Genomic DNA, 25,693 nt, shown 5'->3' with positions numbered 1-25,693 from the left:
GCCGGTACCCTTCTTCAGTAATGGGCCATTACTAGGTCGATGATGGCGTCCAGTTCTTCTCCTGTCAGTGTAAACCGTTCTTTCGCGTATATCGCACGAAGTTCATCCCGAGTGCGAGGCATGATGTTGGCTATCCGGAACGCGATGTCGGGTTTCATCTTCTCGTGTTTCAGGAGGGCCTCCACGAGCTCTCGCGATCGCTCGGGACTGGTCTTGCCGAGGTGATTGGCGTGTTCGATGCTCCGGCGGAGTTCATAGGAGAGCTCCCGCTCTTTACTCCTCCGTTCACCCTCCAGCGCCAGCAGGTTGGCGCGGAGTTCCGGAAGGGTGATTCTCTCCTCGCTCAGGACCGCCTTCACCTTCATATTCATTCCCTGCGCAGATTAGAACCTTTGAGGTTTTAGGTGTTGCGGTCTGGCGATGACGACTTTCCGGGACTCCCCATCCGGAACTTCGAGAATCCATGCCCGTCCACGCTGACCGACGACTGTTCCGGTCCTCCCATGGAACCGGCGGTGGGGCATTCCCTTCTGCGTGCTCGGCTCGCAGACGATGTGAACCTTCTCTCCGATCTCAAACTTCCGGATGACGGATGTGACAGGCAGTATACCCCGCCGTCGAAGATCCTTTTTCAGTTTGTACCGGGTCTTCTTCCGCGGACCGTGATGATGCGCCATGGTACGTGTCTCCTATCTTATTCAACCAGCACCACGTCGAGGTCGACGACATGCGCTTCGCACCCGAGAAGTTCAGCAAGGCTGGGATGGGTTCTGCCGTTATCTCCGGATACCAGCTCCTTGATATAGAGTCCTGCTTCCCCGACGACGTCGATTAAAAATCTCCCGTCTTCGGAATGCACCAGATCTATATGGACAACGCGCCGATCCCGCACCTTATCCGCCCTTCTGTGAGCCACCCTCTGGGGAGTGCGCTGGTGGATTACCGCGCCTTCCAGGCGGCTCAGGGCACCATTCACTTCGTCGAGGGAGACATCTCCCGAAACCTCGACAAGGATTCTGTACTTTTTATACCCCTGTTTCGATTTAAGGGTTTCCACCTCGCTCCGGTTGCTCCACCTCTGAAACGAGACTCCGACCCGCCCCTCCGCCTCCCGATTCACGCGCTCTTCGAGATCGCCGAGATCGAGGCTCCGCCGCCGCGGGCTCACGATCTCCATGACGAAGGGGCGCCCGCTCCCGAGCATCCGGGCATCGATGTCCTCCCGCCCGGAGCCATGCAGAACTGCATCGGCCGCTTCGAACGCACGGATCAGGGGGCGGCCGATCAACTCCTCGACGGAGTCCTGGTACATCTTTCCACTGAATCCGCAGCGCTCGCAGCCTTTTCCCCGGCAGATCCGGCAGTCCCAATGCGTCTGGGGTATGCCGCGCTCGAACTTCAGGTACCGTCCGTAGATGAAGAGGGGGCTGATCTGGATCTCAACGCGATCCTCCGCGAGATCCAAGATCGCCACCACGTCCGGGCGCGCAAAGTCCACACTCTTACCGCTGATCCGGGACACTGCCTTTCCCACCTCGCGGTTCATCTCGGCCTTGAAGGGCTCGGGGCTCGAGAGCGAGAGATCGCTCCAGACCATCTCCTCGCTCTCGGCGGCTATCGGCGGCACACGCGTGCCGATCAGGAACGTGGCATACTCGATCCCCTCGAGTGCGGCGACCACACGCTCCGCCCAGAGACCGACGCTCCGGAAGGTGCCGCCGCAGATCCAGCAGCTCTCGGGCTCGCCCTCGCAGGGGAGATCCTGCTCGAGAGCGCGGACTACGCGGAGGCAGCGGCCACGCTCTGCGTTGGTCAGGCCGTGGGAGCGCTTTCCGAAGAATCTCCCCAGACAGTGGTCGCATATCGGACCATACACGAGTATCTTCTCCGTATCGTCCAGGACTGTCATCCGCATTCCCTCCTGTCCAGTTCGTTCAGGACGATGGTGATGGTATGATCGGCGTGGAGCGATCGGGGCCCTACCGAGTACCTCGGCAGATCCCGAATGCACGCCTGCTCTTCAGGGGTGAAGTTCAGGTGGTCGGAGAGGAGCCAGGCATCAGGGAGATCGGCATTATCCCGGATATCCGCCCCTGCCTCTTCCAGCACGGCAAACAGGTGCAGGTCCAGCAGTTCGGGCAAACCTCCGCGACGCACGAATACTCCCGGTGTGGATTCGCGGAATTCGGAGCCGCAGGGCATGGAGAGCGCTTTTTTAATGAGAGATCCTGCGCTGCGCTCGTCCGGAGAGAGATACCGCACCTCCCCGCCTAAGAAGAGGATCGTCTTGGGCGGATCCGGTTCCCCGCAGAGCACGAGGTAGCACGCAACATCCCGTCGGAGATCATGGGAGAGGAACAGGCTGGCGTTCACGGAACGACAGAGGATATCCATTCTTCCTCCGCTCCCCGGCAGGTCGTTCAGGCTGAAATCTCCGCTCGTCCTTGCGCGATGCCCGACAACGGCAAAGTGGTGCATGTCCACATGTATATAGCCAGCGGCGAATAAAAAGTAACCTCCCGGCAATTCAGTGGCTGGTCCATCCAACCGGCGTACAGTCCACGCGACAGCCCTTTTTCGGTCCGACACGCCACTGGGAGGAATGGTACATAATTGGCTCCTCACGGGGAGGTGGCGATGCGGCAGATAGAATACCCTCATCACAGGGGTGCTCCACAGAAAGGCGGTTGAGGGATGGTGCATTCTGCATTCATCCTATTGAGAGGGAGTGGCGCCCCACCACCCTCTCCCTACCGATGCGGCGGGGCCTGTTCTGGAATACCGATGCGTGCGCCTTTCGCATTCGCACGCGAGAAGGGGCCGGGATCGAGGACAGGCTGGAAAGCAACCCCATCCCCTCCTGCCCGGATCTATCGCAGTAAAGAGGGGGGGACCCTGAGGAGGGAGGGGAGCGCATCCCTCTCCCAGTAGTCCACTCCTCTGGCAATAAGACCTCTGAATGATGTTGTGCATCTCCCCTCTCACCCATCTCGGGAAAAGAGCCCGTTCACATCGGGAACATCCCCTCTCGATAGGCGAGATGGCGTCCCCCTCCTCCCACCAGGGATCCCATCGCAACCGTGAGAAAGAGATCTACGGGGGAAAGAGCGGGCTCGCTCTTCTCTGGCCCGATCCTATCGCACCGGTTGAGCTGAAGGGGAGAGCGCTACGCCCCATCCCTTCTCCCGAATTCCCCGCGGGCCGATCGACTTATGCCTCCGGCTGCAGGAGGGAGATGGCGGTCACCGCCATGGCGTGCGCCCCGACCCGTATCGCCTCGGGGGGCGGAGCGAAGAGTGGACTGTGCAGGTAGGGCGCATTCTCCTTCTGCGTCTCGGGCGTATCGACGCCAAGGCGCATGTAGCAGAGGCGCACAGGAGGGTCCCCGCCGCGGAAATAGCCAAAGTCCTCGCTTCCGGCGAGAGGAGGAATCTCGATGACACGTTCGTCCCCGAGCGCTCCGCGCAGCGCATCGACGATGCGCACGGTCGTCTCGGGATCGTTCTCCAGCGGCGGCGCCCCGTCCGAGATATGGCGGATGATGGGAAGGCGATCCCCGGGCATTCCGGCGGACATGGCAAGTCCGCGTGCAATCCTCTGGATCGAGTCGAGAATCCTGTCCCGGGTCTCCTGCGTGAAGAAGCGGAAGTTCAGGCGCAGGAGCACCTCATCGGGAATGGCGTTGTGCTTCACGCCGCCGTGGATCGCCCCCACGGTCACCACACCGAACTCCAGCGGAGAGAGTTCGCGGCTGCGGATCGTCTGGAGGGCGAGAACGACCTGGGCCGCCAGCACGACCGGATCCCTGGCGGCATCCGGATAGGCCGCATGCCCGCCCAGCCCGCGGATCACGAGATCCAGGGATCTGGAGCCGGCAGATACCAGTTTTTCCTGGTAACCGACGCTTCCCAGCGGGATTCCGGGCCCTGCATGCAGCGCGAAGGCGTAGTGCGGACGGGGGAACCGCTCGTAGAGCCCTTCCTGGATCATGGCGCGTGCACCGGACGTCGCCTCTTCGGACGGCTGACCCACGCAGAGGAGGGTGCCGCTCCACGCCGATCGGAAGCGGGCGAGGGCGCCGCCCGCCCCCAGCAGGACCGCCATGTGAAGATCGTGCCCGCAGGCGTGCGACACCCCGACTGTGACGCCGTTCGGTGTGCGGACCTTCCGCCGGCTCGCATAGGGGAGACCGGTCTTCTCCTCGATGGGCAGTGCATCCATCTCCGCCCGAAGGAGAACCACCGCACCCGGGCCGTTCTCCAGAACGCCCACGACACCGTGTCCTCCTATCCCCGTAGATACAGAGAAACCGTGCTTCTTCAGTTCCCGCGCGAGCGCATCCGCCGTGCGAACCTCGCTGCCCGAGAGCTCCGGATGCTGGTGCAGATCCTCGTAGAATGCCAGAAGTGCCGGATAGTTCTCGTCTATCCAGGAGCGGAGAATGCGGGTCAGGGACGGATCCATGGAGTCCTACTTCTTCCCGGCGAACCTCTTCATCATCCGCTGCATGTTGAACTTGTTGCCGCGCATGCTCTTGATCGCGTTCTGCATCATGCGGTGGTACTTGATCAGCTCCTTCACCTCTTCGGGCGTTGTCCCGGAGCCCTGGGCGATCCGCTGGATCCGTGAACTGGAGAGCACCTGCGGTTCGTCCAGTTCCTTCTTGGTCATCGAGTCCATGATGACCTTGTAGTGCTGCATCTTGACCGTGGTGACGTCGTAGGCATCAGCCGGAATCTCCATGCCGCCCAGGGGAAGCATGCTCATGATCTGCTTCAACGGGCCCATGCGGTTGATCGCCTCCAGCTGCTTGTACATGTCACGCAACGTGAACCGTCCGCGGAGCATCGCGTTTACATCAAGCTCCTCCCCGCCGATCACCTCTTCGGCCTTCTCCACGAGTGCCCGCAGATCGCCCATGCCCAGCAGTCGGGAGATGAACCCGTCGGGATCAAAGCGCTCCAGATCGTCGATCGTCTCCCCGCTGCCCACGAAAACAATGCCGCTCTTCGTCTCCGAGACCGCGGATAGGGCACCTCCGCCCTTTGCGGTGCCGTCCATCTTGGTGACGATCACGCCGTCGATGCCGATCGCCTCGTGGAACCGCCGGGCCTGCTCGCTTGCCTGCTGGCCGAGCGCTGCATCGATGACCAGCCAGCGGTGCGTGGGGAGTGCAATGGCGTTGATCTCCCTGATCTCGGCGATCAGATCCTCCTCCAGGGCATGCCTTCCGGCGGTGTCGATGATGATCACCTCGGTCGCGGGCTTCAAAGCAGCGATTCCGTTCCGAACGATTGCCAGCGCATCCTTCTCGTCGGGGTTCCCGTAGCAGGGGACATTGATCCGCGCGCAGAGCGTGCAGAGCTGCTGATATGCGCCCGGGCGGAACGTATCCCCGCAGATCACACCCACCCGAAGCCCCTTCCTCTGGAAGTACCGTGCCAGTTTGGCGGTCGTGGTGGTCTTCCCGCTTCCCTGGAGACCGGCCATCAGGATGGTCTGCGGCGAGAGACTCACCTCGGCGGTCGCCCCCATCAGCCGCACGAGCTCACCGTAGACGATGCGGAGAACGTGCTCGCGGAGGGTCATCCCCTTCGGGGGCTCCTCCTCGAGAGAGCGGCGCTTGATGGACTGCGACAGCGCCATCACCAGGCGGACGTTCACATCCGCCTGGAGGAGGGCCCGCTGGAGGTCCCGCACCAGCTCCTCGACGGCAGCCCTGTCGATAACCCCCTTGCCAGCGAGTCTCTTCAGCGCATCCTTGAGCGAGGTCGAGAGACGGTCGAGCATCCGCTACTCACCCCCCAGCAGTTCGTTCACCAGCCTCTCCGGCGAGAAGGGGACGATGTCCTCGTAACCCTGGCCCGTTCCTAGAAAGAGGATAGGCTTTCCGATGGTATGCGTGATGGAGATGGCAGCCCCTCCCTTGGGATCGATGTCCGCCTTTGTAAGGACCACGGCGTCCGATCCCACCCAGCTCTCGAACTCCTGCGCCCGCACCACCGCATCGTTGCCGGCAACCGCTTCGTCCACGTAGACAATCAGATCGGGCTTCATGACCCGTTTTATCTTCCCCAGCTGGTTCATAAGGTTGGCGCGGTTGTGGAACCTCCCTGCCGTATCGGCGAGGACCACGTCGATGCTGTGGGCAGTCGCATACTGGACCGCGTCGTAGAGGACCGCGGACGGATCCGCGCCCGGCTGGTGCTGGATCACCCGGATCCCCACACGCTCCGCATGGATGCCCAGCTGGTCGAGAGCGCCGGCGCGATAGGTGTCCCCGGAGCCAATCACGACAGAAAATCCCTTCTTCTTGAGATAGCTGCCGACTTTGGCGACCGTCGTCGTCTTCCCCGTCCCGTTCACTCCGGTAAAGAGTATCTTAACGGGCTTCTCGTGGTTCCGGACGTAGCCCTCAAGATCGAAACCGTCACCAAGCACGGTCAGCAGCGCATCGCGCAGCGCGCTGCTGACGAAGGTATCGGGGGATTCGCGCAGTTTCCTGTGTTTTCCGACGAGATCGTCCCTCACGCGCTCCACGATCGCCTCTGTCGTGGGGAGGGCGACATCGTTCTCCAGGAGCACCATCTCCAGCTCGGAGAGGGGTTCTTCGATGTCCTTTTCGGAGAGGATGAACTCCCCCTCCTTCACAAACGCCTTCACCTTATCCCGGAATGACACGGATCCCCTGCGAACCCCCGCCTCGTCGGACGCCGCCCGTACCGCAGTCGGCGCCTTCGTCCCCGCAGGTTCCGGCATCTCTCGGATGGCGGGTTCTGGAGGAGCAGCGGGGATGCTCTCCGCCGCTTCCGTCTCCCCCCTCTGGAGACTTGCCCCGAACTTTTCCCGGACGCTCTTGAGTTTATCCCGAAGGGAACCGAACATCGATGCGTTACCTGCCTTCTTCTCCCCGATATCCCGTCTCGATGCGGCGCGCGATCTCGGTCATCTGGTTCCGGATCTGATCCATGCTGGACGCCACCCTTTTCGCCAGGGCTTCAAGTTCCGTCGCTCTGTCCTGAAGGAACACCCGTGCGTCATCGTTGGTCTTCTCGACCACCACGTCCGCGCCGATGTTCACCAGAACCTTATCGGGCTGTTCTACCCGCACGCGGAGGGTGACACCCCCTCCAAGGGGCAGGAGAACGACGCCGCCCCCCTGCTCTTTCAGGCTCTGCAAGGCTTCGATGGCTGCAGCGGATTCGAGTCTCCGCTGCTCGATGGCCTCCAGCTGGCGCCCCATGATCTCCATCTGCTGCCCGTACTCGTTCAGGTAGACCTGGAGAGTCTGCAGCTCCCGTGCATCCACTCTCTCCATCTCACTCGCCATCGAGTACCCTTATACGGTCTACTTTGATATAATTTCGTTTAAGACGGTGTTTGCTGCCGATGATCGTGTACGTGCGCTCCATGGCGAGACGCTCATTGGGCGCTTCGATCACCTTGGTATATGGTTTCCATTCATCGTTTATCCTGCAGCTTCCCTGCACTTCGAAGCTCTTCCCTGGCATGATTCACCCCACGAATCCGAATACTTCTTCTATTCTTCCGAGTTCAAAACCGCTTGTCTGTGTTCCGGCGATGTATCCCCGTGTATTGGCGACGAGCCCGCTGCCCACCAGCACTCCGCCCAGGTTGACGGAGCCCGTCCCGATGGGCAGGTCGGTGACGCTGGAGAGTGCCGCGAGCTCTGTCCTCGTCGTGCGCGGATGGACGAGAACTCCCGAGTTCGTCGCAACAGCCGCCATTCCAACGGTCTTCACCCCTCCGAAGGTTACCTTCACGGCCGGTACCTTCAGAAACGCTGCGATCTCCTTCTCGATCTCGGGATCCATGTCCGGGTGAAGCGCGGCAAACCGATCGTTGGCCAGGATCACATTCCCGGCGGCGTTCATCCCGGACCGGAGCTGCATTACCTCTCCATACTCCTCCAGAGTGCCGATCTCCTGCTCGAGTGCGAGACCGCTGACGATCATGCCGCGACTGTTCCCCGAGAGGAGCGAACCGACGATCTCGCTCTCCTGGATCGTCGTACGTACGACCTCGACACCCAGCTCTTCCCGCAGCGCATCCGCGAACGCACCGGGGGCAGTCGGAGATACCACGGCGAGATCACCCATCACCCTGCAGAAGACCCCGATGTTCGGATCGCCGGCGTAGTCGAGGGTCGTACTCATGTCACTCCTCTGCGAGTTCTGCCTGGACCTGACCATCCTCGAACTTCATCGCGCGGACGCGAATGCGGGATGGCGGATTTTCGGCACCGCGAGACCAGATCTTTTCATTGATGCTTGCATCTATCTTGATGTCATCGCTCTTCATGTGACGGGCGAGGTACTGCCGCACCTCCTTTACCGCCCGGCTCGCCCGCGTCCATCGCGGAACCCGCTTTGTCTGGATCATCGGGATGACGTATATCTGCTCCTGCAATTTCTCTACCATGGATTACACCTTCAGGGTGCTTCTTCTCCAGCTGCGCCGCTTGGGGTGCGATGTGACCGTGCGCTTGGTCCGGAGCATCACCCATGCCGGCACCCGCCGGTTCTGCTCGCATGCCTTTGCAAAACGGATCTTCAGACCTTTTGTGAATCTGCTCATACGTTCACCGTACAGTGTGATTTTGAAGGGGAGGATCTCATATTATCCTGCCGATCACTTTCGGACAATTTTGAACTCTCTCTTCTTGGGCACGACCTGCCGCAGAAGCTCGCGGAGCTGGTCGTCTGTGATCTTCTGGCGCAGACGACCGCTCTGCGCAAGCATGACGAGCTGCTGCTCGATCGCACGTGCGAACTCCGGACGGGCAAGCCGAATCGTGTTCAGCCTCTCCCGCGCTTCAGGTTCGAGGATCTGCATGAGGATCATCTGGAGCTGGGCTTCCTGCCGACGCTCCCGCTCGATCTCTTCCTCGAGAGCCCTCTGGTCACCGGCCTGACGCTGGAGCTGCTCCAATCGCCGCCGGCGAAGCTCCTCCAGCTCATCTTCTGGCAAGATTGACGCCTCCATCCTGGTGGTTGTCTACCTCGGAGCGGCGCCTTCCGCAGCTTTCAGGGCCTTCTGCGCCACCGTATCCAGGAACGACATGCCAAGCGCCGAGATGCGGCGCCCGGTTCTGCCCTTCTCAACGAGACCTGCCGCTTCCATCTGCTGGAATATTTTGCGGAGGATGGAGCCGCTCCCTTTTCTGAACTGATTGGGGCTGGACCCGCGGTCTCGTTTTCCTCCATATGCGGTCCGCATCCTCTGGACTCCCACCGGGCCGTCGATATAGAGCCGGCGCAGAACGGATGCTGCGCGGATGTACCACCAGTCGGGATTCTCGGGGGGCATCTCTCTGTGTATACCCGTCTTCACAAAAGCCGACCATTCGGGAGGTTTGACCTCAGGACGCTGTTTCAGCGCCTCTGCCGCATGTTTGATGAGCAAATCAGCCGGGACATCATAGACAGTTGTCATGAATACTCCTTACCATGGGGATTTAACAGTCTTTACATATTTGTCCAGTAGCCTTTTATATATTTCGAGTATAGGCGCCCGTCCTCTGCATCGGAGACGGTTCGTCCATCGGATTTCGAGAAGAGGAGCGGCGGTGCAGATCCTGCCGCCGGGCGCTCCGGAACGGCCCCGCTGTTCGTCCGCCGCGGCATCACTTTTTTGCCGAAAGGACCAGCGTTCTCCCCCGCACGAGAACCACGTCCGATTCCGTCTTTTCGGCAATGGCGTAGGGATCGACATCGGTATTGCGGAGCCAGCGGACCTTGATCACCCGGCGAGCGGCGAGCTGCCTCTCGATCTCCTGGAGGGTACCCTCCGTGCACCCTTTCTTCCCGATCCAGACCGTTGGTTTCAGCTCCTGCATCGGCTTCCGATCCCGGCTCAATGCACCACCCGGTATCGTCTCCGGCTCCTGCAGCGGAGGCAGGTGATCACCACCCGCCCTCGGTGAACGCGGACGCGCGAGGTTCTGCCCGGAACGAGGAACGCACTGCAGCGGCGGCAGAACTGTCTCTTCAGCGGGCGGGGGATTCTCACACGATGTTTCATGGCGATGGATCGGGCCAGAGCGACACACCGATCGCTCCAGAGGGGATTCTCCGGGAAGAATGCCGCCGCCTGCTGGAACAGCCTCTCTATTCGTTCGCGGGCAATTCTCTTCCCTTCCGAGCGCTGCGACTTCGCACTCATGGCCATCTGACCAAACCAGCTCGGGAGCATTTAAAGGATCCGCGGATCGCACGCAAACAGGAATGGTTCATCGTATCCGCACCGTTCTTCCAACGAGCTCCAGCCTCCCCTCGCAGTAGAGCCGAACCGCCTCCGGGAGGGCGACATGCTCTTCCTTGAGAATGCGGGCGGCAAGCGTCTCCTCATCATCGCCGTCCAGCACCGGAACGCACCGCTGCAGGATGATCGGGCCAGTATCCATCCCCTCGTCCACAAAGTGGACCGTGCAGCCGGACACCTTCACCCCGTACTGCAGCGCCTTCTGCTGGGCATGGAGCCCGGGGAATGCCGGCAGGAGCGCCGGATGGATATTGATGATTCTCCCCGGGAATGCATGGACCGTATCCGCCCCGAGGATGCGCATGTAGCCTGCCAGCACGTAGAGGTCCGCCGAAACTCTCTGCATCTCCCGAAGAAGGGCCTGTTCGAACTCCTGCCGCGTCGCGAACGCGGAGAAGTCGACCAGGGAATGCGGGATGCCGGCAGACTGCGCCCGCTGTATCGCATATGCCCGAGGATTATCCGTGATGAGATACAGGGCGGCGTCCGGAATGGCACCGAACTGGACGGCGTCGATCAGGGCCTGGAAGTTGGACCCCCGTCCGGATGCCAGCACAGCGATGCGGTGCATGGATTAAGGTTCCTTGGAATCCCTCTTAACAGTTTTTCATTCTTTCAGCGGAGGATTCTCCGCGGGAGGCGGGATGAGTTTTACCTTTACGACACGCCGCCCCCGCATCTGGGCGACCGCCAGGGTGATCCCGCTATCCTCCAGCACGATCCTCTCCCCCTTGTAGGGGATATGGCCCAGCCGTTCGATGAGGAGGCCGCCGATGGTCTCGTAGGCCTCGTCGAGCGGCAGCTCGATGGCGAGCTCGTCGTTGATGTCCTCCACCCACGCCCGTGCGTCCACGAGATAGCCTCCGTCCGTTTTCTGGATCTCCGGTTCCTCCTGATCGAACTCGTCCAGAATCTCCCCGACGAGCTCCTCCAGGATGTCCTCCACAGTGACGATTCCCGCAAAGCTGCCGTACTCGTCCAGGACAATGGCCATGTGAACCTTCCGCCGTTGCAGCTCCTTGAGGAGCTCGTCGATCTTCTTGGACTCCGGTACGAAGAACGGTTCGTGCATGAGATCGCGGATCGCCGTGTGTTTCCTGGCCAGGACGACGGGGAAGAGATCCTTCACGTTCAGGAGCCCGACGATATTGTCGATCTGGTCGTGGTACACAGGTAACCGGGAGAATCCCGTCTCGTTGAAGATATGGATTGCCTCTTCGAGATCGCTGGTGTCCCGCACCAGCACAACGTCCAGACGAGGGGTCATCACCTCCCGTGCCGTGGTATCCCCGAACTCGAATACGCTGTGCAGCAGATCGCTCTCCTCCTCCTCGATCGCACCTTCCTCTTTGCCAAGATCGATCCAGCCCTTGATCTCATCCTCCGTGATGGAAGGTTTGGCGAACGCCCTCGCGAGCGCATGCGTGCTGCTGATTCTGTCCACGATCCAGAAGAGAGGGGTGAAGAGGCGGGAGAGGAGGTAGATGGGCCTGGCTACGGCCAAGGCTATCCGGTCGCTCGCCCGCACGCTGTATGTCTTCGGCCCGATCTCCCCGAAGATCAGCAGCAGGAAAACGGTGACACCGGTTGCGATGCCCACGCCGGCATCCCCGAAGCGGTCGATAGCGATCGAGGCGGCCAGCGTCGATGCGGTCACATTGAAGATGTTGTTGCCGATGAGGATCGTGATCAGCAGATGATCCGGCGACTGTTTCAGCGCTGTCAGCGCCGCTGCTCTTCGGTCGCCCTGCACCAGAAGGCTGCGAACTTTGGCTCGAGTGATGGAGAGGAGCGCCACTTCGGAGCCGGAGAAGAATGCGGACATGACAAGGCTGATAATAAAGAGCAAAATCTTTGCAGATTCTGAAATCATGGCCTCCACGCCGCAGTTACGGCCACATACGAACAGGCATTCATATATAGTTTGTATTGATTATTGAGTTCTAACTAAATAAAACCAGCGATCTAGCCCATATAATGGCGTATAAACTCCCGTTCCCGCGCCAGCAGCAGAATCTTCTCCTCGGCTGTGGCTTCGTAGCCGAAGTTCAGATCCTCGATCTCCAGCGTAAGATGCCCCGCATATCCTCTGGAGGCCAGATCCTCCAGGATCGTCGCGGCAGCGGGATCCCCGTGGACCGGGAGATGTTTACGGCCGTCTCTCACGCTGGACAGGTGGATATTTACTAAGCGATCGAAGCAGAGATCGATATAGGCGTGGGCGGATGCCAGATCCCGTGAGAGCGCATGCGCCGTATCCAGCGTGAACTTGAGCCAGGGCTCTCGATCCAGAAGGTCCCGCGCATCCTCCGGGGTGTGGAGCAGGGAGTTCACCTGGGGCTCCATGTTCTCGATGCTGATGGAGACGCCGGTTCTGCGCGCCGCATCCCGAAGCGTCTGGATCAGCCTCTCGAACCGCTCGTAGTCGGCCGCAGTCGGGACCCGTTTTGCCGTGCGCCGCCCGGGGTGAACGGTCACCACGTCCGCATCCGCCTGCGCTGCGATCTCCACCGCCTGCAGGATGTCGGAGAGAGACAGGGCGGCTACACGGGGGTTGATGGAGCAGGGATTCAGGTCGAGGATAGGTGCGTGAACGGTGATCGGCGCCAGCGACCGATGGCTCGCGATGCACGCCAGAAGCTCGCCGACAGGGAGATCGCGGGTCCAGAAGTGCGGGGTCTCGACCCAGAACTCGATGCCGTCGAGACCCGCGGCAGCGACGAAGTCGAATACGTCGGGCAGCGGGTATTCGTGGAAGAACATGCTCGAAGCCGCAATGCGAACCATCGTCGCCCCCAACAGTTGATATAGGGACCGATCCTAATAGAACTTAATGGATTCAGCGGAGCCCCCGGGCATGGACGGGAAGGGCTGGGCGGGCGCCCTCACAGTCACCGAGGTCACCTGCATCATCGGCGAGATGCTGGAGTCCCGGGCGCTGCAGGACATCTGGGTTCGGGGAGAACTCTCCAACGTCAAGCAGCACAACTCCGGGCACCAGTACTTCACCCTCGGCGATCCCGATGCGCTGCTGCAGTGCATCATGTGGCGGGCGGACGCAAAAAAAATGCAGTTCCAGCCGGAGAACGGAATGGACGTCCTGGCATACGGCTCCATCGGCATCCACCCGCAGGCGGGGAGGTACCAGTTCTACGTCCGCGAACTGGCGCTCTCCGGGGAGGGGGAGAGGCATATCCTTGTGGAGCGCTGGAAGCGGGAGCTGGAGGAGGAGGGGCTCTTCGATCCGGGGAAGAAACGCCCGCTTCCATCCTATCCACGGCGGATCGGCGTCGTCACATCGGAGAGCGGCGCGGTGCTGCACGACATCGTGACAGTGCTGTCGCGGCGGTTCCCCCTCGAGGTTGTCCTCTCACCCACGGCGGTCCAGGGCGAGAACGCGCATCGAGAGATCGCAGAGGCGATCCGCCGGGCGGACGGGAAGTGCGACATCATCATCCTGGCACGGGGAGGGGGGAGTTTCGAGGACCTATTCCCATTCAACCATCCCGATGTGGTGCGGGCGGTGCGAGGCTGCGGCGCACCGCTGATCAGTGCGGTCGGGCACGAAGTGGACGTGACCCTCTCCGACTTCGCTGCCGATGCGCGGGCTCCCACGCCGTCGGCGGCGGCGGAGCTTGCCGTCCCCGACCGGGCAGAACTCCTGCGGGATCTCGCGGACCTGCGAGAACGCCTGAACCGCATCCTCGACGGCGCGATTGTCGGATGCTGGAGCGACCTGGAGGATCTCCGGCTCCGCATGCATCCAAGACGGCTGTTGCGCCGGATGGACGCGGCACGCCTGGAGATTCAGGATCTCACCGAACGCCTGGCACGCGGTGCGCGATCATCCCTGTCCACTGTTGCGCGCCGGCGTGAACGGATGGAGATCGCACTCGGGGACAGATTGCGACGATCGAGGAGCGAACTGATCGAAGCGGCCGCGTGGCTCCAGCCATGCCGCCTGTATGGCAGGGTCGAAGAGGCACGGCGCGTGCTCGGAGCGCTGGCGGCGCAGGTCGAGGCCGGTCTGCGGACCCGGATCGAGAGGGAGCGCGTCATGCTCGCGGAGATGCGCGTGAGACTGGACGGGAGCAACCCGCGCCTGATCATGGCACGCGGATACTGCTACCTCGAAAAAGGATCGGTCCCGGTCGGCTCCGTACGCCAGCTCTCGATCGGCGATCGCATCGTCGCCCATCTGCAGGACGGCAGGTGTGAGATGCGGGTGGAGTGGATAGACAGATGACACAGAAGTACGAAGAACTCGTTGCAGAGCTGAAGCATATCGTTCGTAGAATCGAGGAGGGGGATCTGACCCTCGAGGAGAGCATCGCCCTCTACGAACGGGGGATAGACCTGATCGGGGAGTGCGAGAAGATCCTGGAGACGGCCGAGTTGCGGATCAGTCGTCTGAATCAGGAGCAACAGCGATGAGCTCGACGTTGAGGCTGCAGCCCTGCCGCAGGAGGGTAACGAGGCTGCGCGGCAGGGTGCGGGCGGTATGGCTGGCTCCGATGCCCACCGTCCGTCCGCAGACGAAGGTGCTCCTCCGCCATACCAGATCCGTCGGGTGATCCAGGGTAAAGCGGGAGCTGCCATGGGCGATCACCTCTACGGTCTCGTCCTCTGCCGTAAGCCGGGTGATGAGGATGGCGTCGTCGCGCACGAGCACCTGCTTGAGGCGGGAGTCGAGAGCGGATGCCCCCTTGTCGGCACAGATGCCGATGATGCAGTCCCCGGCGGGGGTCAGATCCCGGTCGCGGGTAACCTCGAACGTCGAGGGATGCGTCGCCCGGATGGTCGGACTTCCCCGGCACCGCACCACATCCCTCGCCTTCATATCCTTTATAAGGAAGCTCCGCTATTCCTAATCAATGTATACCTCGCACTACTACTGTCCGGCCTGCAACGAGGAGACGGAGTACGTCGTCCTGCAGGAAGCGCGGGAGCTCCTGGTCCGCTGCAGGGTCTGCGGCACCGTCCGGCGCATACCCCGGCAGGAAGAGACCCCACGAACCGTGAAGACCATCGTCAGTTTGCACGACGCGTCGAAGGTCTGCAGTACCGAGGTCATGGAAGGGGACTACTATGCCGTTGGCGACATGTTGGTGGCGGAGTGCGGTGAGGAAGCCCTGGGCGTGGAGATCACGGCAATCGAGCAGAAGGGGCGGCGGGTGAGGAAGGCCAGCGGGGATTCGATCGATACGCTCTGGACGAGGGCGGTCGATCAGGTGGTGGTGAAGGCCTCCATCCACGCGGGGTGGAAGACGATTCCGATGTATCAGGCGTTTCCCGGCGAGGAGGAGTTCGCCGTTGGGGAGTCTTACCGGTTTGGAAACCGTCCCTTTCGAGTCTCCCACATCAAGCTCCGGAGAGGGGATGTGCTCCGCCGGAAAGGCCAGAAGGCTGTGGCGCGGGATGTCAGGCGCCTGTACGGCTACGGATCGTAGGGGATCGGCAGGGCGCAGCTGCGCCCCCGACATCGCCCCAGCCCGCCCCATACCGTCTCCCCTGAAGAGCCGCTCCCTGTCACCCGCTCTGCCGATGATGGGAGTGCGATACGCCTGTATCAGCGTTCGCATGGATCGACCAGGGGGAGACCCCGGGGGCGCGATAATCCCTATGTCGCCCGGGTTGGGCGCGTGATCGTGAAGAATCCTTCTCGTTACCCGCTCTCCGATGCGGCAAGAGTTCGGTGTGGGGGGTGTTCGCCGTACGGAGCTACTCCCACGAGCACCCTGCCGCATTGACAGGGGACGGTCGGAAGAAGGATTCGCCCCCACGCGCTACTCCACCGGCATGGACAGTCCCCTCTTCGAATCCGCACGGGAATCGCGGTTCCGGTGACATGGCGAGGGCGGGCAGGGAGGGAATTGCCCCGGAACTATACTCTGAACATTCGATCGCCGAGAATGCGGGTAGGATGCTGCTCTTCATCGGGCCCCCGATGTCGGTGCTTCCTTCGGCATCCCTTCGCGGCTCCCCGCAACAATCCGGAGAAATTTGGGGGCAATCAACGGGAAGGAGGAAAACCGCGCCATTCCGACCAGGGGAAGTTCGCCTACAGGAATCTCCGTATCTCGCCCTCGAGCTCCTCCCGGTGCACCAGGCCTTCGAACCTCTTCAGCTCCGCGCCGTCTTTCAGGATCACGATCGTGGGCGTAACCCGCAGTCTATACTTCTTGATATATTCGGGATGCTTCACCGCATCGATCTCGTCGATATCGATGTTCAGTTCCTTCCTCACTTCCTGGTTGATGGCGGTCTGCTCGATGCACCCCATGCAGCCCTCCTGGTGAAAACTGATGACCCGAATCGTCATGTTCAAAGAAAAGAGGATTGGTTATAAAAAGCCTGCGGTATCCGATCTACCGGATATCGCTCACGATGATATCCACGGACCCGTAGCGATGCACGATGGTGAGATTATCTGCATTTTTCTCGGTAATTTTCGCCATTCTCAAGCTGCCACTGGGAGTGACGTTCTCCCCGGGCGCCGAGATGACCGGAGTGTCGGTAAAGCCCATGGGCACCCAGTCCCCGACCTCCGCCGTGGTGAAATTTCCGCCGATGATGTCGAACTCTTCGGCATCGATATCAACGGTCAGAGGGTCGGCAAAGGTGAACGAAACCGACTTTATCTCCCCCGGGCGCATGCCCACGACGCCCCGGGATATGTCGTCGAGCTCCAGCCCAAGGATCGCGTACTCGAGCCATCCTGTTGCCGGATTGTACGCCGGAACGGGATTCACCACCTTATTGCCGATCTTACCAGCCTGAACAACAAGAGGCTGGGTATGGAAGGCCGGTACCCCGGAACGAAGCGCATCGGCATACGCCTGCTGATCGGTGGTCAGGATCGCCTTCCCCTCCGCATCGCGGATAGTGAAGCCCACCACAGCCGTATCGTTCACCTTCACCGTTCGAAAACCTTCGATGAGAGGGGACATGTACGTGGCGACCATGGCAACGGCAAAAAAGACGCCAAAACCGACGATGAATACTTTTGTCCAGTTTAAGGGCTTTTTCTTCTGCTCCTTCTTCATCGTCAATCCGGTTTGTGCGGTAGAGATAAAATGGTTGTGCTGCCGCAGCGCGCACAATCACGCAGTCCACAAACGCATCCGCGGCACGGAGAGAGAACCCGCCGCAAAAACCGTCTCACCAGCTATTCCCGCAGGGTTATCCGGCCGTACCGGGGATTGGCGGATCGCAGGGGGCAGTTGCGCATGGCGGCCCGTGCATGGCGCGTCGGACCGAAGGTCAAATCCCATCTCCCGGTAGCAGAGGGATGGGCCGGGAACAGTTATATAGGAATGGGGGCAGAGTAGGGTGCGTGCAGCCGTGCGGAACAGAGGGCATCGGAGGCGGATGGGCCCGCGAGGACATGACTCTGGTTGAGAGAGGCCCAGCGGATACTTCGAACGTCCGGAAGCAAAAGAGAGTGATAAGTTCCAAAGTATCCACCGGGGTTTGCCCTCATGCATGTCCTTATGCGGTGCATACGGAAACCTCGCGGGGGAGAAAAGGGGGAACGGCATTCCGCGTGGGGTGTTCGTGCGACGGCTCGCCCGCCGATTGGCCCGCCGAGCGTATCCGGTGATAGGGGCCTCTTGCCATGGGATTCATCCGCGGCAAGACGGTCTCGCATCCTCCAGCAGATACGGCAAACCGCACGGCCAGCCGAAAAAACCCTGAAATCAGGATATAGAGCCGACCCGGGGGCAGGAAGCCCCCGACCTACCGATGGATTGAAGTAACGGCATGAGGAATGTATCTGTAATGGATAAAAAGAAGGTCAAACATTATATGACCTACGATGTCGTCACCGTGGATGTCAGCGGGACGGCGAGAGACGTGATAGAGAAGATACGGAAGACCGGCCACGATGGATTCCCGGTGGTGAACGGCTCGGAAGTCGTTGGATACATAGCCGCTCGAGACCTTCTTTTTGTCCCCCCGCAGACACCTGTCGAGAGGATCATGAGCAAGCACCTGATCGTCGCCGATCCCGAGATGAGTATCCAGGATGCAGCACGGGTGATCTTCCGATCCGGCATCCAGAAACTGCCTGTGGTGGACGAGGAGAACCGGCTTGTGGGCATCATCTCAAACGCCGACGTGATCCGATCGCAGATCGAACGCGTCTCGCCGGAGAAGGTGTTCAAGTTCATCGAGACGCTTCGCAAACTCTACGGGGTCGACCCCACCCTGAAACGCGAGAATGTCCCGATAGACACTCTTCTCCCCACGCAGTCCAAGATATACGAGGACGAGCTGGAGGGGCGCATGTACGAGATCAAGAAGGGTCTTGCAGAACCCCTCATCGTGGTGAAGCGGCCGGGGAGACTCATCCTGGTGGACGGGCATCACCGTGCAATCGCCGCAAAAAGGCTGGGTATCACGAAATTGGACGCCTATATCATCGAGATCGACGAAGATCTCGAACTGGGGCTGGAGAGGACCGCACGGGCGATGAACCTCTCCACGCTGGACGACATCAAGGTCCTCGACTACGCTCGCCACCCTCTGGTGGCGCTCACCCACCGTCTGGTCCGGCACACCTAGGATCCTTCTGTGTGCACGTCGTATCGGCTGTTGAGCACATGCTCTTTGACGACCTCGTCGTCCGGTATGACCAGCTCCGGCCAGAGGCGGGTGCCGGAGTGAACGACCACCCGCCGCTGCATGTCGACACGGGGACCGATAACGGTGTCGTTCTCGATGGAGCAGCCATCGCCGATGCGGGTATCGTTGTCAATGATGCTTCCGCTGATCGAGCAGTCCCTGCCGATCCGGACACGGTTGTAGATGGACGAGGAGAAGATCTTCGTGTTCTGGCGAATGGTGCAGCCATCGCCGATGGATGTGTAGGGCCCGACCAGCACGTTCTCTTCGATGGTAGTCCCGGCGCCGATGGCGACCGGACCGATCAGGCGCGAGTTCGCCCCGAGCGTGATCGACCCGCCCAGGCGCACGGGACCGATGACACGGGCGCCCTTCATGGTGAGATCCCCGCTGATGCTCGTATGGGCGATACCCTGCAGCTTCCAGCGTTCCGCCTGCCGTAGAGAGCGCGGGCTCCCCACATCGGTCCAGTTGCCCCGTGCGAGCCAGGCCTTCAGGCGGTAACCCTCGTCCATGAGGTGGGGGAAGAGGTCGCGGGCGAAGTCGTACTTCGTGCCGGTGGGGATATGGTCGAAGATCTCGGGCGAGCAGACATACATACCGGTGCTTGCCAGGTTGCTGAACGTCTCACCCGGAGCCGGTTTCTCCTTGAACCGCTGGATTGTGTAGTTCACGTCGATCTCGGCGATTCCGTATTCACTCGGATCGTCGATGGAGAGCAGCCCGATCGTCGTGATCGTATCGCCCGTCAAATGCCCGCGGTAGAACTCAAGCAGGTTCAGGTCGGTGACGTGGTCGCCCCCGACCACCAGGAAAGGCTGACCGTCCAGGTACTTCTGTGCGTTCTTGACGCTGCCAGCAGTGCCGAGTTTGGTCTTCTCATGAACATATGTGATATCGACACCGAAGAGGGAGCCGTCGCCCAGGGCCTCCTCTATCTCGGTTGCCTTGTATCCCAGCGTCACGATCACATCGTTGAATCCGAGGCTGGAGAGGTGGTCGACCAGATGCTGGACCGATGGCGCATTGACGATGGGGATGCAGGGCTTTGGGCGATCGAAGGTGAGAGGGCGAAGGCGGGTACCTTCGCCCCCGCACATGATGCAGACCTTCATGCCGGACATATAGTTTCCCATCGATTTTAAGCCTGTCCACGCAGTCGGTCAGGCTCCTCCACGACTGCGGGGAAGGCGGCGACGCGGCGGTCCGAACGCCTATATAGCTGTAGGACAGAGGATTTTTTGAAATGCCTGCGTTTGAGTGCAGCCGCTGCGGCAAGTGCTGCATGTCGCTTGGCGGTGTCATTCGGATCGAGAGAGCGCTCTCGCCCACCGATTTCTACTGCAGACTGCTGGTTACCCAGGAGATGTTTCTCGCCCGTGTGGATAGCGCATACCGCGATCTCTTCCGGGATCGGGACGGCGGGAAGGTGCATCCCGGCTGGTGCCCGTTCCTGCGGAAGAGTGACCGGGGGTACGTCTGCACCATTTACCAGACGAGGCCTGCACTCTGCCGCGAGTTCAAGTGCTACTCCATGCAGATCCTGCACGCGGATGGCAGGCTAGCCGGCCGCGTCGGAGGAAGGAGAAGCCTCCTCTCGTCCGATGCAACGTTGAACCGCATCTGGGAAGAGAGGGTTGCGCCCGTGAAGGACGAGAGCGATCAGGCCTGGATCCTGCGCGTGAAGAATCTGCTGGAACGGGAGGGCTTTACCGTAAAGATATTCGAGTGAAGCGGGATATCCCTGGAGAAGCCGGCTTTACGACTGGACGTTCCATTCCTGGAACGGATCCGGCCATGAAGGCGTGCGGCATCGGGAGTGGCGCTGCCTGTAAAGAAGATGGTATTCAGGGGGTCTTCTTCCGCATCCCTGAGAGTACCAGGCAAAAAGGTACCGCCAGGATCGGGGCATATACGAGCGGGGCCTGTCGGGGGGGAGAGTCCACGCCGCCCGGCTTCTGATCGCCCGGCGGCGAGCCGGGCAGCTCGGAGGCATTCCACTGGAATACCGCACCCTCCATCTGGACTGCATTCTGGAAGGTGAGGTTCTGTCCCGAGAACGGGATGGGTGCAGGAGCGATCCGGGTATGCGGAATGTTTTTCAGAGATTCGGGAACGCTTTGGCCGACAAGCAGCCGTTGCAGCGCACCGCCGTCATCGACAGGACCCTGCAGGATGAGAACCCTGTCCCGGTACCAGATGCGCGGATGGCCCGCGAGGTCGGCAAGGTTCAGACTCCTGAACGGGGCTGTATTCTGCCGGCAGAATGCGAGATCAGCCTCGCACTCTCCAAGCAGCCTGGGAGTTTCGGCCAGGATTGCCCGATCTCCTATCCACGCGGTGTCTGGATTGACGAGGAGGACGGGTACACCGCTTCCGATGCCATACTGTTCATCGAAGCGTGCCATAACGAGGGCATTCTCCCTGTCGCGAAACACCTCGTACTCGATCACCACCAGGCCTGACGAGTTCTCCAGCCAGCCAGGAAAGAGAGCCTGATCGACGTTCTTGCAGTGGGAGCATCCGATGCCGTGGAAGTAGAACGCGGCGAAGGGCTCTCCATTTGCCGCCTGCACAGGGCTGCAGCCGGCAAGCGCGATAACGAGAATCGCGGAAAGACACCCGATCCATCTCATGGGACACACTCCGGTCACCCCATGTTGAACGTTCACCATTACATGCCTGACGGTTTCATCTCTGTCGTACGCCGCCCGGATCATCCCTCCGCACCCTGTAGGCAGTCATCCTGATGCGAGACCGTCCCGAAAGAAGGAGGCGACAAAGTCCATGTCGACATGAGCCTCGTACCAGTCCGCCAGGCGGTCATAGGAGTCCGTGAGAGGGGCATCGGCAGGGGGATCGTCTCCGGATAGCTCTCCGGAACCATCGCCATGCGCATCCTGGAGGTATCGCAACAGCCCCCGGACTGCAGAGGGGTTCTGGAAGAGGCCGTGCATGTAGGTTCCAAAGACCAGTCCATCCTCGCTTGCCGCCCCGTCTCCCTCGAAGGCTTCGGAAGCGCTTCCCCTCTCCGTCCGGCCCATATGAATCTCGTAGCCGCACACGGTGCCCATGTGCAGGAGCAGGGGGGGGATTGCACGGGCCCGGCGCCGTACCTGGACTGTCGTCTTGCGGTAGCCCTCGAAGTAGGTGGTCGAGTCCAGCAGCCCGAGTCCTGCATACTCCCCCCGCCTCGACTCGACCCCGGAATCGACAATCGTCCGCCCGAGCATCTGATACCCTCCGCAGATACCGATGATGGGGATATTGCGTCTTCGCGCAAGAAGGATCTCCTCTGCCGTGCCGCTCTCCTTCACCTTCTGCAGATCCTCGATCGTGTTCTTGGTGCCGGGGATGATGATGCAGTCGTAGCCGCGGAGCGATCGCCCCAGGGGCACGTACTCCACGGCAGCGCTGCGCTCCAGAATCTCGAAGTCGGTGAAGTTCGAAATGTGGGGGAGCCGCACGACGGCGATTCGCACGCTGGAACGGGACGGCCTCTTGTCGGCGAGGGACAGGGAGTCTTCGCTTGGCAGGGGGATATCGAAGCAGGGCACCACCCCGAGCACCGGGAGCCCGCTGATCTCCTCCAGCTGCTTCAGCCCGTCGGCAAAGATGGCGGGATCTCCCCGGAACTTGTTGATGATCAGCCCCACGATGCAGTCCCGCACATCCCGCGGGAGGAGTTCGACTGTCCCGAAGACCTGCGCAAAGACACCTCCCCGCTCGATATCGGCGACGAGGACGATGGGGATCTTCAGCGCTTTCGCCAGCCGCACATTGGCGATATCGCGGTCGTAGAGGTTCAGCTCCGCTGCCCCCCCCGCCCCTTCGACGACGACGTGCCCGTACCTGCCCTCCAGCCGGCGGTAAGCCCGCAACGACTCCTGCAGCAGCGCATCGGTCTCCCGGTAGTACTCGGATATGTGCACATCCTTGTAGGGGGAGCCGAGCAGCACGATCTGCGAGGTCTGGTCCCCCTTGGGCTTCAGCAGGATGGGGTTCATATCCCGTTCCGGCGCCAGGCGGGCTGCCCATGCCTGCATCGCCTGGGCAATCCCGATCTCGCCGCCATCGGGAGTGACATAGGAGTTGAGGCTCATGTTCTGCGACTTGAAGGGCGCTGCCCGAATACCCCGCCGTTCCAGGGCACGGAGGATCGCCGCCACCGTTACGCTCTTTCCTACGTGGGACGCCGTGCCGAGCACCATCAGCGACATGCTGTAGGTACATTTAGATGAATTTAAATAAAGAGTACCTGGATTGAGAGTATATCCAGCAGTGATACAATGAAGTTCAGCACCGTCGCACTCCAGTTGCTGCAGTCTCGCTACCTGCTGCCTGGAGAGAGTCCATCGGATCTCTTTTCGCGCGTTGCACGGGCCGTTGATACGGGCAAGGCACGCGAGTTTCTTGCCATGATGGAGAACCTGCTCTTTTTACCCAACTCCCCCACCCTCATGAACGCCGGCACACCATCAGGGCAGCTCTCCGCCTGCTTTGTCCTCCCGGTTGAAGATTCGATCGCGAGCATCTTCTCCACGCTTAAGCATATGGCACTCATCCACAAGAGCGGCGGAGGAACCGGATTCTCGTTCAGCCACGTGCGGCCCCGCGGGGATTCCGTGAATGGTACAGCGGGAATCGCCAGCGGACCGCTGTCCTTCATCGAGGTGTTCGACAAGGCGACGGAGGCGGTGCGGCAGGGGGGAAGACGACGAGGCGCGAACATGGGCGTGCTGGCCAGTTCGCACCCGGATATCGTCGCGTTCGTTAACAGCAAACGTGGCGGGGGGCTGCGCAACTTCAATATCTCCGTGGGTTTCGACGCGGAGTTCTTCCGGTGCCTCGAGTCGGGAAGGCCGTACGAGCTCGTGAACCCCCGGGACGGATCCGTCTGGGGAACGATAGGGGCCCGCGATCTGTGGGAGATAGTGGCGCATGCGGCCTGGTCCACCGGCGATCCCGGCATGCTGTTCCTGGACGAGATCAACCGCCGGAATACCGTCCCGGGGCTCGGTCTCATCGAAACCACCAACCCCTGCGGCGAGCAGCCCCTCTATCCCTACGAGAGCTGCAACCTCGGAAGTATCAACCTCGCAAAGTGTGTCCGGAAGGGAGAGCTGGATGATGACCTGCTGCGGCATGCAGCGCGGAACGGCGTCGAGTTCCTGGATGCGGTAATCGATGTCAACCAATTTCCCCTCCCGCAGATCCGTGAGAAGACGCTGTCCACTCGTAAGATAGGGCTCGGGATCATGGGGCTCTCGGACATGTTCATCCAGCTCGGGTTGCCCTACAGTTCGAACGAGGCGCTTGCCACCGCCGACCGCCTGATGGGCCTGATCCAGCAGGAAGCCCGGGAGACGTCCCGGGAACTCGGCGAGAGGAAAGGATCCTTTCCGGCGATCGACAAGAGCGTATTCCGCAGCCCCATGCGGAATGCGACCGTCACCACCATCGCTCCGACCGGATCCCTCCATATCATCGCCGGTACGAGCGAAGGGATCGAACCTCCCTTCTCTCTCGCATACCGTCGTACCATCGACGGACGGCCCGTCGAGGTGGTCAATCCGCTCCTGGAGGCGTATGCGGCATCGTATCGCGGGAGCGTCGATATCCTCTCCCATGCGAAAAGGACAGGGAGCGTTCAGGATCTGCCGCTCCCCGATCACACCCGGGACCTCTTTCAGACCGCACTCGAGATCCCCGCGGAGTGCCATGTGCGGATGCAGGCAGTTCTGCAGAAACACGTCGACAATGCCGTCTCAAAGACGGTCAATCTGCCGGAGCATGCATCGGTTGACGACGTGTCGCGGGTATTCGAGCTCGCCCGATCCCTCCGGTGCAAAGGCATAACCATCTATCGAAACAGGAGCAAAGAAAACCAGGTTCTCACCAGCGGATGCGACGTATGCAGGCTGGATTGAATGGCATGCCAAGAAATATATAAAGAGAAACGCAAGGTACATTGCAATGAATGGTGGGATATGCCCAACATGCGGACTACCACGAGAACTGTGCATCTGTGAGGAGGTAGCAAAGGAGCAGCAGCGGATCCAGGTGAAGATGAACCGTCGACGGTACGGAAAAGAGGTGACCATCATCGAGGGTCTCGACCCGGACGACATCGACCTGGAGGATCTGACGAAATACATGAAGAGCAAACTTGCGTGCGGCGGGACCATCAAAGGGGGCACCATTGAGCTGCAGGGGAATCACCTCGACCGGGTGAAGCAGCTCCTCGCCCAGAAGGGGTACAAGCTCGACAATATCAGCTGAACCGGGCACGGGCCAGCGCGTGCAATCAAGATGATTTCTCTTTTTATTCGGGATCCCGTCGTTTGAACTATCCGGTCGAAACACAGTTGTCTTGCTTGTCCGGTGGCAGAAATCGCTGAAATTTACGCGACATCACCGATTCAGCGACGGCTTCCGCGGACTCGCAGCCACCGCATTCCCCCCCCTCGGATGCAGCCGTTTGCTCCCCCCGCAATCCATGTTTTCTGTTGCCGCATCGGACTTCCCGCTGCAACCCGTGCCGGAAGAGGCGGGAAGACGATCCGCCGGACGCGGTATATGCAGCCTCTGTGCCACCGGCCCGAAACCGGAGTGGCGATACGGAAAAAATTCGAACCCGGAGAGGGTGCGAGAACGGACGAGGGCGACCGTATCCCGCCCATCCATGTTCGAGGACCGCTCTCTCACGATCCGATTCCTCCGCCGGAGGCTGAAGAGGGGGATTCCGGGACCAAACTCCTAGCCGAAGCCCGAAATCCCG

At 61.0% G+C, this 25,693-nt stretch carries 32 protein-coding genes; 7 read left to right on the top strand and 25 right to left on the bottom strand.

Annotated elements, in window-relative coordinates; all coding sequences use genetic code 11:
- Positions 1-14: 14 nt before the first annotated feature.
- From QMC96_00875 to QMC96_00785, 19 genes are all read right to left on the bottom strand, one after another.
- Positions 15-365: an RNA polymerase Rpb4 family protein gene (locus tag QMC96_00875; protein ID MDI6875310.1), complete on the bottom strand. Its 351-nt coding sequence runs from the start codon at positions 363-365 to the stop codon at positions 15-17.
- An 18-nt stretch (positions 366-383) separates the two neighbouring features.
- Positions 384-677 carry a 50S ribosomal protein L21e gene (locus tag QMC96_00870; protein MDI6875309.1) on the bottom strand — a complete coding sequence of 98 codons (294 nt, stop codon included), beginning with the start codon at positions 675-677 and terminating at the stop codon, positions 384-386.
- Positions 678-694: 17 nt separating this feature from the next.
- Complete coding sequence (locus QMC96_00865; GenBank protein ID MDI6875308.1) at positions 695-1,909, bottom strand: tRNA pseudouridine(54/55) synthase Pus10; 1,215 nt, start codon at positions 1,907-1,909, stop codon at positions 695-697.
- Positions 1,906-2,478 (bottom strand): tRNA (pseudouridine(54)-N(1))-methyltransferase TrmY, encoded by a 573-nt coding sequence (gene trmY, locus QMC96_00860; protein ID MDI6875307.1) that lies wholly within the window; start codon positions 2,476-2,478, stop codon positions 1,906-1,908. Before trmY ends, QMC96_00865 begins: the two co-directional genes overlap by 4 nt.
- A gap of 732 nt (positions 2,479-3,210) precedes the next feature.
- Positions 3,211-4,464 (bottom strand): amidohydrolase, encoded by a 1,254-nt coding sequence (locus QMC96_00855; protein ID MDI6875306.1) that lies wholly within the window; start codon positions 4,462-4,464, stop codon positions 3,211-3,213.
- 6 nt (positions 4,465-4,470) lie between these two features.
- A complete protein-coding gene (locus QMC96_00850; GenBank protein ID MDI6875305.1) occupies positions 4,471-5,790 on the bottom strand; it encodes a signal recognition particle protein Srp54 in 1,320 nt (439 codons plus the stop codon).
- A gap of 3 nt (positions 5,791-5,793) precedes the next feature.
- Positions 5,794-6,885: a signal recognition particle-docking protein FtsY gene (gene ftsY / locus QMC96_00845; GenBank protein MDI6875304.1), complete on the bottom strand. Its 1,092-nt coding sequence runs from the start codon at positions 6,883-6,885 to the stop codon at positions 5,794-5,796.
- Between the two features lie 7 nt (positions 6,886-6,892).
- Positions 6,893-7,330, bottom strand: coding sequence for a prefoldin subunit alpha (gene pfdA, locus QMC96_00840; GenBank protein ID MDI6875303.1), 438 nt, complete (start codon positions 7,328-7,330; stop codon positions 6,893-6,895).
- Entirely contained in the window at positions 7,320-7,511 is a 192-nt protein-coding gene (gene rpl18a / locus QMC96_00835; GenBank protein MDI6875302.1) for a 50S ribosomal protein L18Ae, read from the bottom strand. Before rpl18a ends, pfdA begins: the two co-directional genes overlap by 11 nt.
- A 3-nt stretch (positions 7,512-7,514) precedes the next feature.
- The gene (locus QMC96_00830) at positions 7,515-8,177 is read right to left on the bottom strand and encodes a translation initiation factor IF-6 (protein ID MDI6875301.1); all 663 of its coding nucleotides are present in this window, start codon (positions 8,175-8,177) and stop codon (positions 7,515-7,517) included.
- Between the two features lies 1 nt (position 8,178).
- Positions 8,179-8,442 (bottom strand): 50S ribosomal protein L31e, encoded by a 264-nt coding sequence (locus tag QMC96_00825; GenBank protein MDI6875300.1) that lies wholly within the window; start codon positions 8,440-8,442, stop codon positions 8,179-8,181.
- 3 nt (positions 8,443-8,445) lie between these two features.
- Positions 8,446-8,598, bottom strand: a complete 153-nt coding sequence (locus QMC96_00820) for a 50S ribosomal protein L39e (GenBank protein MDI6875299.1) — start codon at positions 8,596-8,598, stop codon at positions 8,446-8,448.
- 54 nt (positions 8,599-8,652) lie between these two features.
- Positions 8,653-8,991, bottom strand: coding sequence for a DNA-binding protein (locus QMC96_00815; protein ID MDI6875298.1), 339 nt, complete (start codon positions 8,989-8,991; stop codon positions 8,653-8,655).
- A gap of 27 nt (positions 8,992-9,018) precedes the next feature.
- Positions 9,019-9,456: a 30S ribosomal protein S19e gene (locus tag QMC96_00810; protein MDI6875297.1), complete on the bottom strand. Its 438-nt coding sequence runs from the start codon at positions 9,454-9,456 to the stop codon at positions 9,019-9,021.
- A gap of 190 nt (positions 9,457-9,646) precedes the next feature.
- Complete coding sequence (locus tag QMC96_00805) at positions 9,647-9,859, bottom strand: YhbY family RNA-binding protein (GenBank protein MDI6875296.1); 213 nt, start codon at positions 9,857-9,859, stop codon at positions 9,647-9,649.
- Positions 9,860-9,876: 17 nt separating this feature from the next.
- Positions 9,877-10,185, bottom strand: coding sequence for a ribonuclease P (locus tag QMC96_00800; GenBank protein ID MDI6875295.1), 309 nt, complete (start codon positions 10,183-10,185; stop codon positions 9,877-9,879).
- Positions 10,186-10,252: 67 nt separating this feature from the next.
- A complete protein-coding gene (purN, locus tag QMC96_00795) occupies positions 10,253-10,855 on the bottom strand; it encodes a phosphoribosylglycinamide formyltransferase (GenBank protein MDI6875294.1) in 603 nt (200 codons plus the stop codon).
- 36 nt (positions 10,856-10,891) lie between these two features.
- Positions 10,892-12,157 carry a hemolysin family protein gene (locus QMC96_00790; GenBank protein MDI6875293.1) on the bottom strand — a complete coding sequence of 422 codons (1,266 nt, stop codon included), beginning with the start codon at positions 12,155-12,157 and terminating at the stop codon, positions 10,892-10,894.
- A gap of 92 nt (positions 12,158-12,249) precedes the next feature.
- Entirely contained in the window at positions 12,250-13,071 is an 822-nt protein-coding gene (locus QMC96_00785) for a sugar phosphate isomerase/epimerase family protein (protein ID MDI6875292.1), read from the bottom strand.
- A gap of 46 nt (positions 13,072-13,117) precedes the next feature.
- Between QMC96_00785 and xseA the strand changes: the two genes are divergently transcribed.
- Positions 13,118-14,530 carry an exodeoxyribonuclease VII large subunit gene (xseA, locus tag QMC96_00780; protein MDI6875291.1) on the top strand — a complete coding sequence of 471 codons (1,413 nt, stop codon included), beginning with the start codon at positions 13,118-13,120 and terminating at the stop codon, positions 14,528-14,530.
- Positions 14,527-14,718 carry an exodeoxyribonuclease VII small subunit gene (gene xseB / locus QMC96_00775; protein ID MDI6875290.1) on the top strand — a complete coding sequence of 64 codons (192 nt, stop codon included), beginning with the start codon at positions 14,527-14,529 and terminating at the stop codon, positions 14,716-14,718. Before xseA ends, xseB begins: the two co-directional genes overlap by 4 nt.
- Here the strand turns inward: xseB and QMC96_00770 are convergent.
- Complete coding sequence (locus QMC96_00770; protein MDI6875289.1) at positions 14,687-15,124, bottom strand: DUF371 domain-containing protein; 438 nt, start codon at positions 15,122-15,124, stop codon at positions 14,687-14,689. The genes xseB and QMC96_00770 overlap by 32 nt on opposite strands.
- Positions 15,125-15,158: 34 nt before the next feature.
- Here QMC96_00770 and QMC96_00765 point away from each other — a divergent pair, with 34 nt between their 5' ends.
- On the top strand, positions 15,159-15,734 hold the full coding sequence (locus tag QMC96_00765; protein ID MDI6875288.1) for an HVO_0476 family zinc finger protein: 576 nt from the start codon (positions 15,159-15,161) through the stop codon (positions 15,732-15,734).
- A gap of 611 nt (positions 15,735-16,345) precedes the next feature.
- Here the strand turns inward: QMC96_00765 and QMC96_00760 are convergent.
- Together QMC96_00760 and QMC96_00755 are read right to left on the bottom strand one after the other, a co-directional pair.
- Entirely contained in the window at positions 16,346-16,606 is a 261-nt protein-coding gene (locus tag QMC96_00760; protein MDI6875287.1) for a thioredoxin family protein, read from the bottom strand.
- 46 nt (positions 16,607-16,652) lie between these two features.
- Positions 16,653-17,330 (bottom strand): hypothetical protein, encoded by a 678-nt coding sequence (locus tag QMC96_00755; GenBank protein MDI6875286.1) that lies wholly within the window; start codon positions 17,328-17,330, stop codon positions 16,653-16,655.
- Between the two features lie 736 nt (positions 17,331-18,066).
- Here QMC96_00755 and QMC96_00750 point away from each other — a divergent pair.
- Positions 18,067-18,852 (top strand): CBS domain-containing protein, encoded by a 786-nt coding sequence (locus tag QMC96_00750; GenBank protein ID MDI6875285.1) that lies wholly within the window; start codon positions 18,067-18,069, stop codon positions 18,850-18,852.
- Here the strand turns inward: QMC96_00750 and QMC96_00745 are convergent.
- Complete coding sequence (locus QMC96_00745) at positions 18,849-20,027, bottom strand: NDP-sugar synthase (GenBank protein ID MDI6875284.1); 1,179 nt, start codon at positions 20,025-20,027, stop codon at positions 18,849-18,851. The two genes, QMC96_00750 and QMC96_00745, sit on opposite strands and share 4 nt — an antisense overlap.
- Positions 20,028-20,158: 131 nt before the next feature.
- On the opposite strand from QMC96_00745, the gene QMC96_00740 reads away from it, so the two are divergent.
- On the top strand, positions 20,159-20,644 hold the full coding sequence (locus tag QMC96_00740) for a YkgJ family cysteine cluster protein (GenBank protein MDI6875283.1): 486 nt from the start codon (positions 20,159-20,161) through the stop codon (positions 20,642-20,644).
- A gap of 115 nt (positions 20,645-20,759) precedes the next feature.
- Here QMC96_00740 and QMC96_00735 read toward each other — a convergent pair whose 3' ends face one another.
- Positions 20,760-21,548 (bottom strand): hypothetical protein, encoded by a 789-nt coding sequence (locus tag QMC96_00735; GenBank protein MDI6875282.1) that lies wholly within the window; start codon positions 21,546-21,548, stop codon positions 20,760-20,762.
- Positions 21,549-21,653: 105 nt separating this feature from the next.
- Complete coding sequence (locus QMC96_00730; protein ID MDI6875281.1) at positions 21,654-23,132, bottom strand: cobyric acid synthase; 1,479 nt, start codon at positions 23,130-23,132, stop codon at positions 21,654-21,656.
- A 69-nt stretch (positions 23,133-23,201) separates the two neighbouring features.
- Between QMC96_00730 and QMC96_00725 the strand changes: the two genes are divergently transcribed.
- Positions 23,202-24,842: an adenosylcobalamin-dependent ribonucleoside-diphosphate reductase gene (locus QMC96_00725; GenBank protein MDI6875280.1), complete on the top strand. Its 1,641-nt coding sequence runs from the start codon at positions 23,202-23,204 to the stop codon at positions 24,840-24,842.
- A gap of 46 nt (positions 24,843-24,888) precedes the next feature.
- On the top strand, positions 24,889-25,194 hold the full coding sequence (yciH, locus tag QMC96_00720) for a stress response translation initiation inhibitor YciH (GenBank protein MDI6875279.1): 306 nt from the start codon (positions 24,889-24,891) through the stop codon (positions 25,192-25,194).
- The last annotated feature ends 499 nt before the right edge of the window (positions 25,195-25,693 follow it).

The sequence above is a fragment of the Methanomicrobiales archaeon genome (assembly GCA_030019205.1).
Lineage (GTDB): Archaea > Halobacteriota > Methanomicrobia > Methanomicrobiales > JACTUA01 > JASEFH01.
The sequence above is the reverse complement of the archived record's forward strand: the minus strand, read 5'-3'. Positions and strand labels throughout refer to the sequence as shown.

Coding starts and splice junctions, on each gene's coding strand:
- QMC96_00875 (MDI6875310.1), bottom strand. CDS start 365: ATGAAGGTGAAGGCGGTCCTGAGCGAGGAGAGAATCACCCTTCCGGAA.
- QMC96_00870 (MDI6875309.1), bottom strand. CDS start 677: ATGGCGCATCATCACGGTCCGCGGAAGAAGACCCGGTACAAACTGAAA.
- QMC96_00865 (MDI6875308.1), bottom strand. CDS start 1,909: ATGACAGTCCTGGACGATACGGAGAAGATACTCGTGTATGGTCCGATA.
- trmY (MDI6875307.1), bottom strand. CDS start 2,478: ATGCACCACTTTGCCGTTGTCGGGCATCGCGCAAGGACGAGCGGAGAT.
- QMC96_00855 (MDI6875306.1), bottom strand. CDS start 4,464: ATGGATCCGTCCCTGACCCGCATTCTCCGCTCCTGGATAGACGAGAAC.
- QMC96_00850 (MDI6875305.1), bottom strand. CDS start 5,790: ATGCTCGACCGTCTCTCGACCTCGCTCAAGGATGCGCTGAAGAGACTC.
- ftsY (MDI6875304.1), bottom strand. CDS start 6,885: ATGTTCGGTTCCCTTCGGGATAAACTCAAGAGCGTCCGGGAAAAGTTC.
- pfdA (MDI6875303.1), bottom strand. CDS start 7,330: ATGGCGAGTGAGATGGAGAGAGTGGATGCACGGGAGCTGCAGACTCTC.
- rpl18a (MDI6875302.1), bottom strand. CDS start 7,511: ATGCCAGGGAAGAGCTTCGAAGTGCAGGGAAGCTGCAGGATAAACGAT.
- QMC96_00830 (MDI6875301.1), bottom strand. CDS start 8,177: ATGAGTACGACCCTCGACTACGCCGGCGATCCGAACATCGGGGTCTTC.
- QMC96_00825 (MDI6875300.1), bottom strand. CDS start 8,442: ATGGTAGAGAAATTGCAGGAGCAGATATACGTCATCCCGATGATCCAG.
- QMC96_00820 (MDI6875299.1), bottom strand. CDS start 8,598: ATGAGCAGATTCACAAAAGGTCTGAAGATCCGTTTTGCAAAGGCATGC.
- QMC96_00810 (MDI6875297.1), bottom strand. CDS start 9,456: ATGACAACTGTCTATGATGTCCCGGCTGATTTGCTCATCAAACATGCG.
- QMC96_00805 (MDI6875296.1), bottom strand. CDS start 9,859: ATGCAGGAGCTGAAACCAACGGTCTGGATCGGGAAGAAAGGGTGCACG.
- QMC96_00800 (MDI6875295.1), bottom strand. CDS start 10,185: ATGAGTGCGAAGTCGCAGCGCTCGGAAGGGAAGAGAATTGCCCGCGAA.
- purN (MDI6875294.1), bottom strand. CDS start 10,855: ATGCACCGCATCGCTGTGCTGGCATCCGGACGGGGGTCCAACTTCCAG.
- QMC96_00790 (MDI6875293.1), bottom strand. CDS start 12,157: ATGATTTCAGAATCTGCAAAGATTTTGCTCTTTATTATCAGCCTTGTC.
- QMC96_00785 (MDI6875292.1), bottom strand. CDS start 13,071: ATGGTTCGCATTGCGGCTTCGAGCATGTTCTTCCACGAATACCCGCTG.
- xseA (MDI6875291.1), top strand. CDS start 13,118: ATGGATTCAGCGGAGCCCCCGGGCATGGACGGGAAGGGCTGGGCGGGC.
- xseB (MDI6875290.1), top strand. CDS start 14,527: ATGACACAGAAGTACGAAGAACTCGTTGCAGAGCTGAAGCATATCGTT.
- QMC96_00770 (MDI6875289.1), bottom strand. CDS start 15,124: ATGAAGGCGAGGGATGTGGTGCGGTGCCGGGGAAGTCCGACCATCCGG.
- QMC96_00765 (MDI6875288.1), top strand. CDS start 15,159: ATGTATACCTCGCACTACTACTGTCCGGCCTGCAACGAGGAGACGGAG.
- QMC96_00760 (MDI6875287.1), bottom strand. CDS start 16,606: ATGACGATTCGGGTCATCAGTTTTCACCAGGAGGGCTGCATGGGGTGC.
- QMC96_00755 (MDI6875286.1), bottom strand. CDS start 17,330: ATGAAGAAGGAGCAGAAGAAAAAGCCCTTAAACTGGACAAAAGTATTC.
- QMC96_00750 (MDI6875285.1), top strand. CDS start 18,067: ATGGATAAAAAGAAGGTCAAACATTATATGACCTACGATGTCGTCACC.
- QMC96_00745 (MDI6875284.1), bottom strand. CDS start 20,027: ATGAAGGTCTGCATCATGTGCGGGGGCGAAGGTACCCGCCTTCGCCCT.
- QMC96_00740 (MDI6875283.1), top strand. CDS start 20,159: ATGCCTGCGTTTGAGTGCAGCCGCTGCGGCAAGTGCTGCATGTCGCTT.
- QMC96_00735 (MDI6875282.1), bottom strand. CDS start 21,548: ATGAGATGGATCGGGTGTCTTTCCGCGATTCTCGTTATCGCGCTTGCC.
- QMC96_00730 (MDI6875281.1), bottom strand. CDS start 23,132: ATGTCGCTGATGGTGCTCGGCACGGCGTCCCACGTAGGAAAGAGCGTA.
- QMC96_00725 (MDI6875280.1), top strand. CDS start 23,202: ATGAAGTTCAGCACCGTCGCACTCCAGTTGCTGCAGTCTCGCTACCTG.
- yciH (MDI6875279.1), top strand. CDS start 24,889: ATGAATGGTGGGATATGCCCAACATGCGGACTACCACGAGAACTGTGC.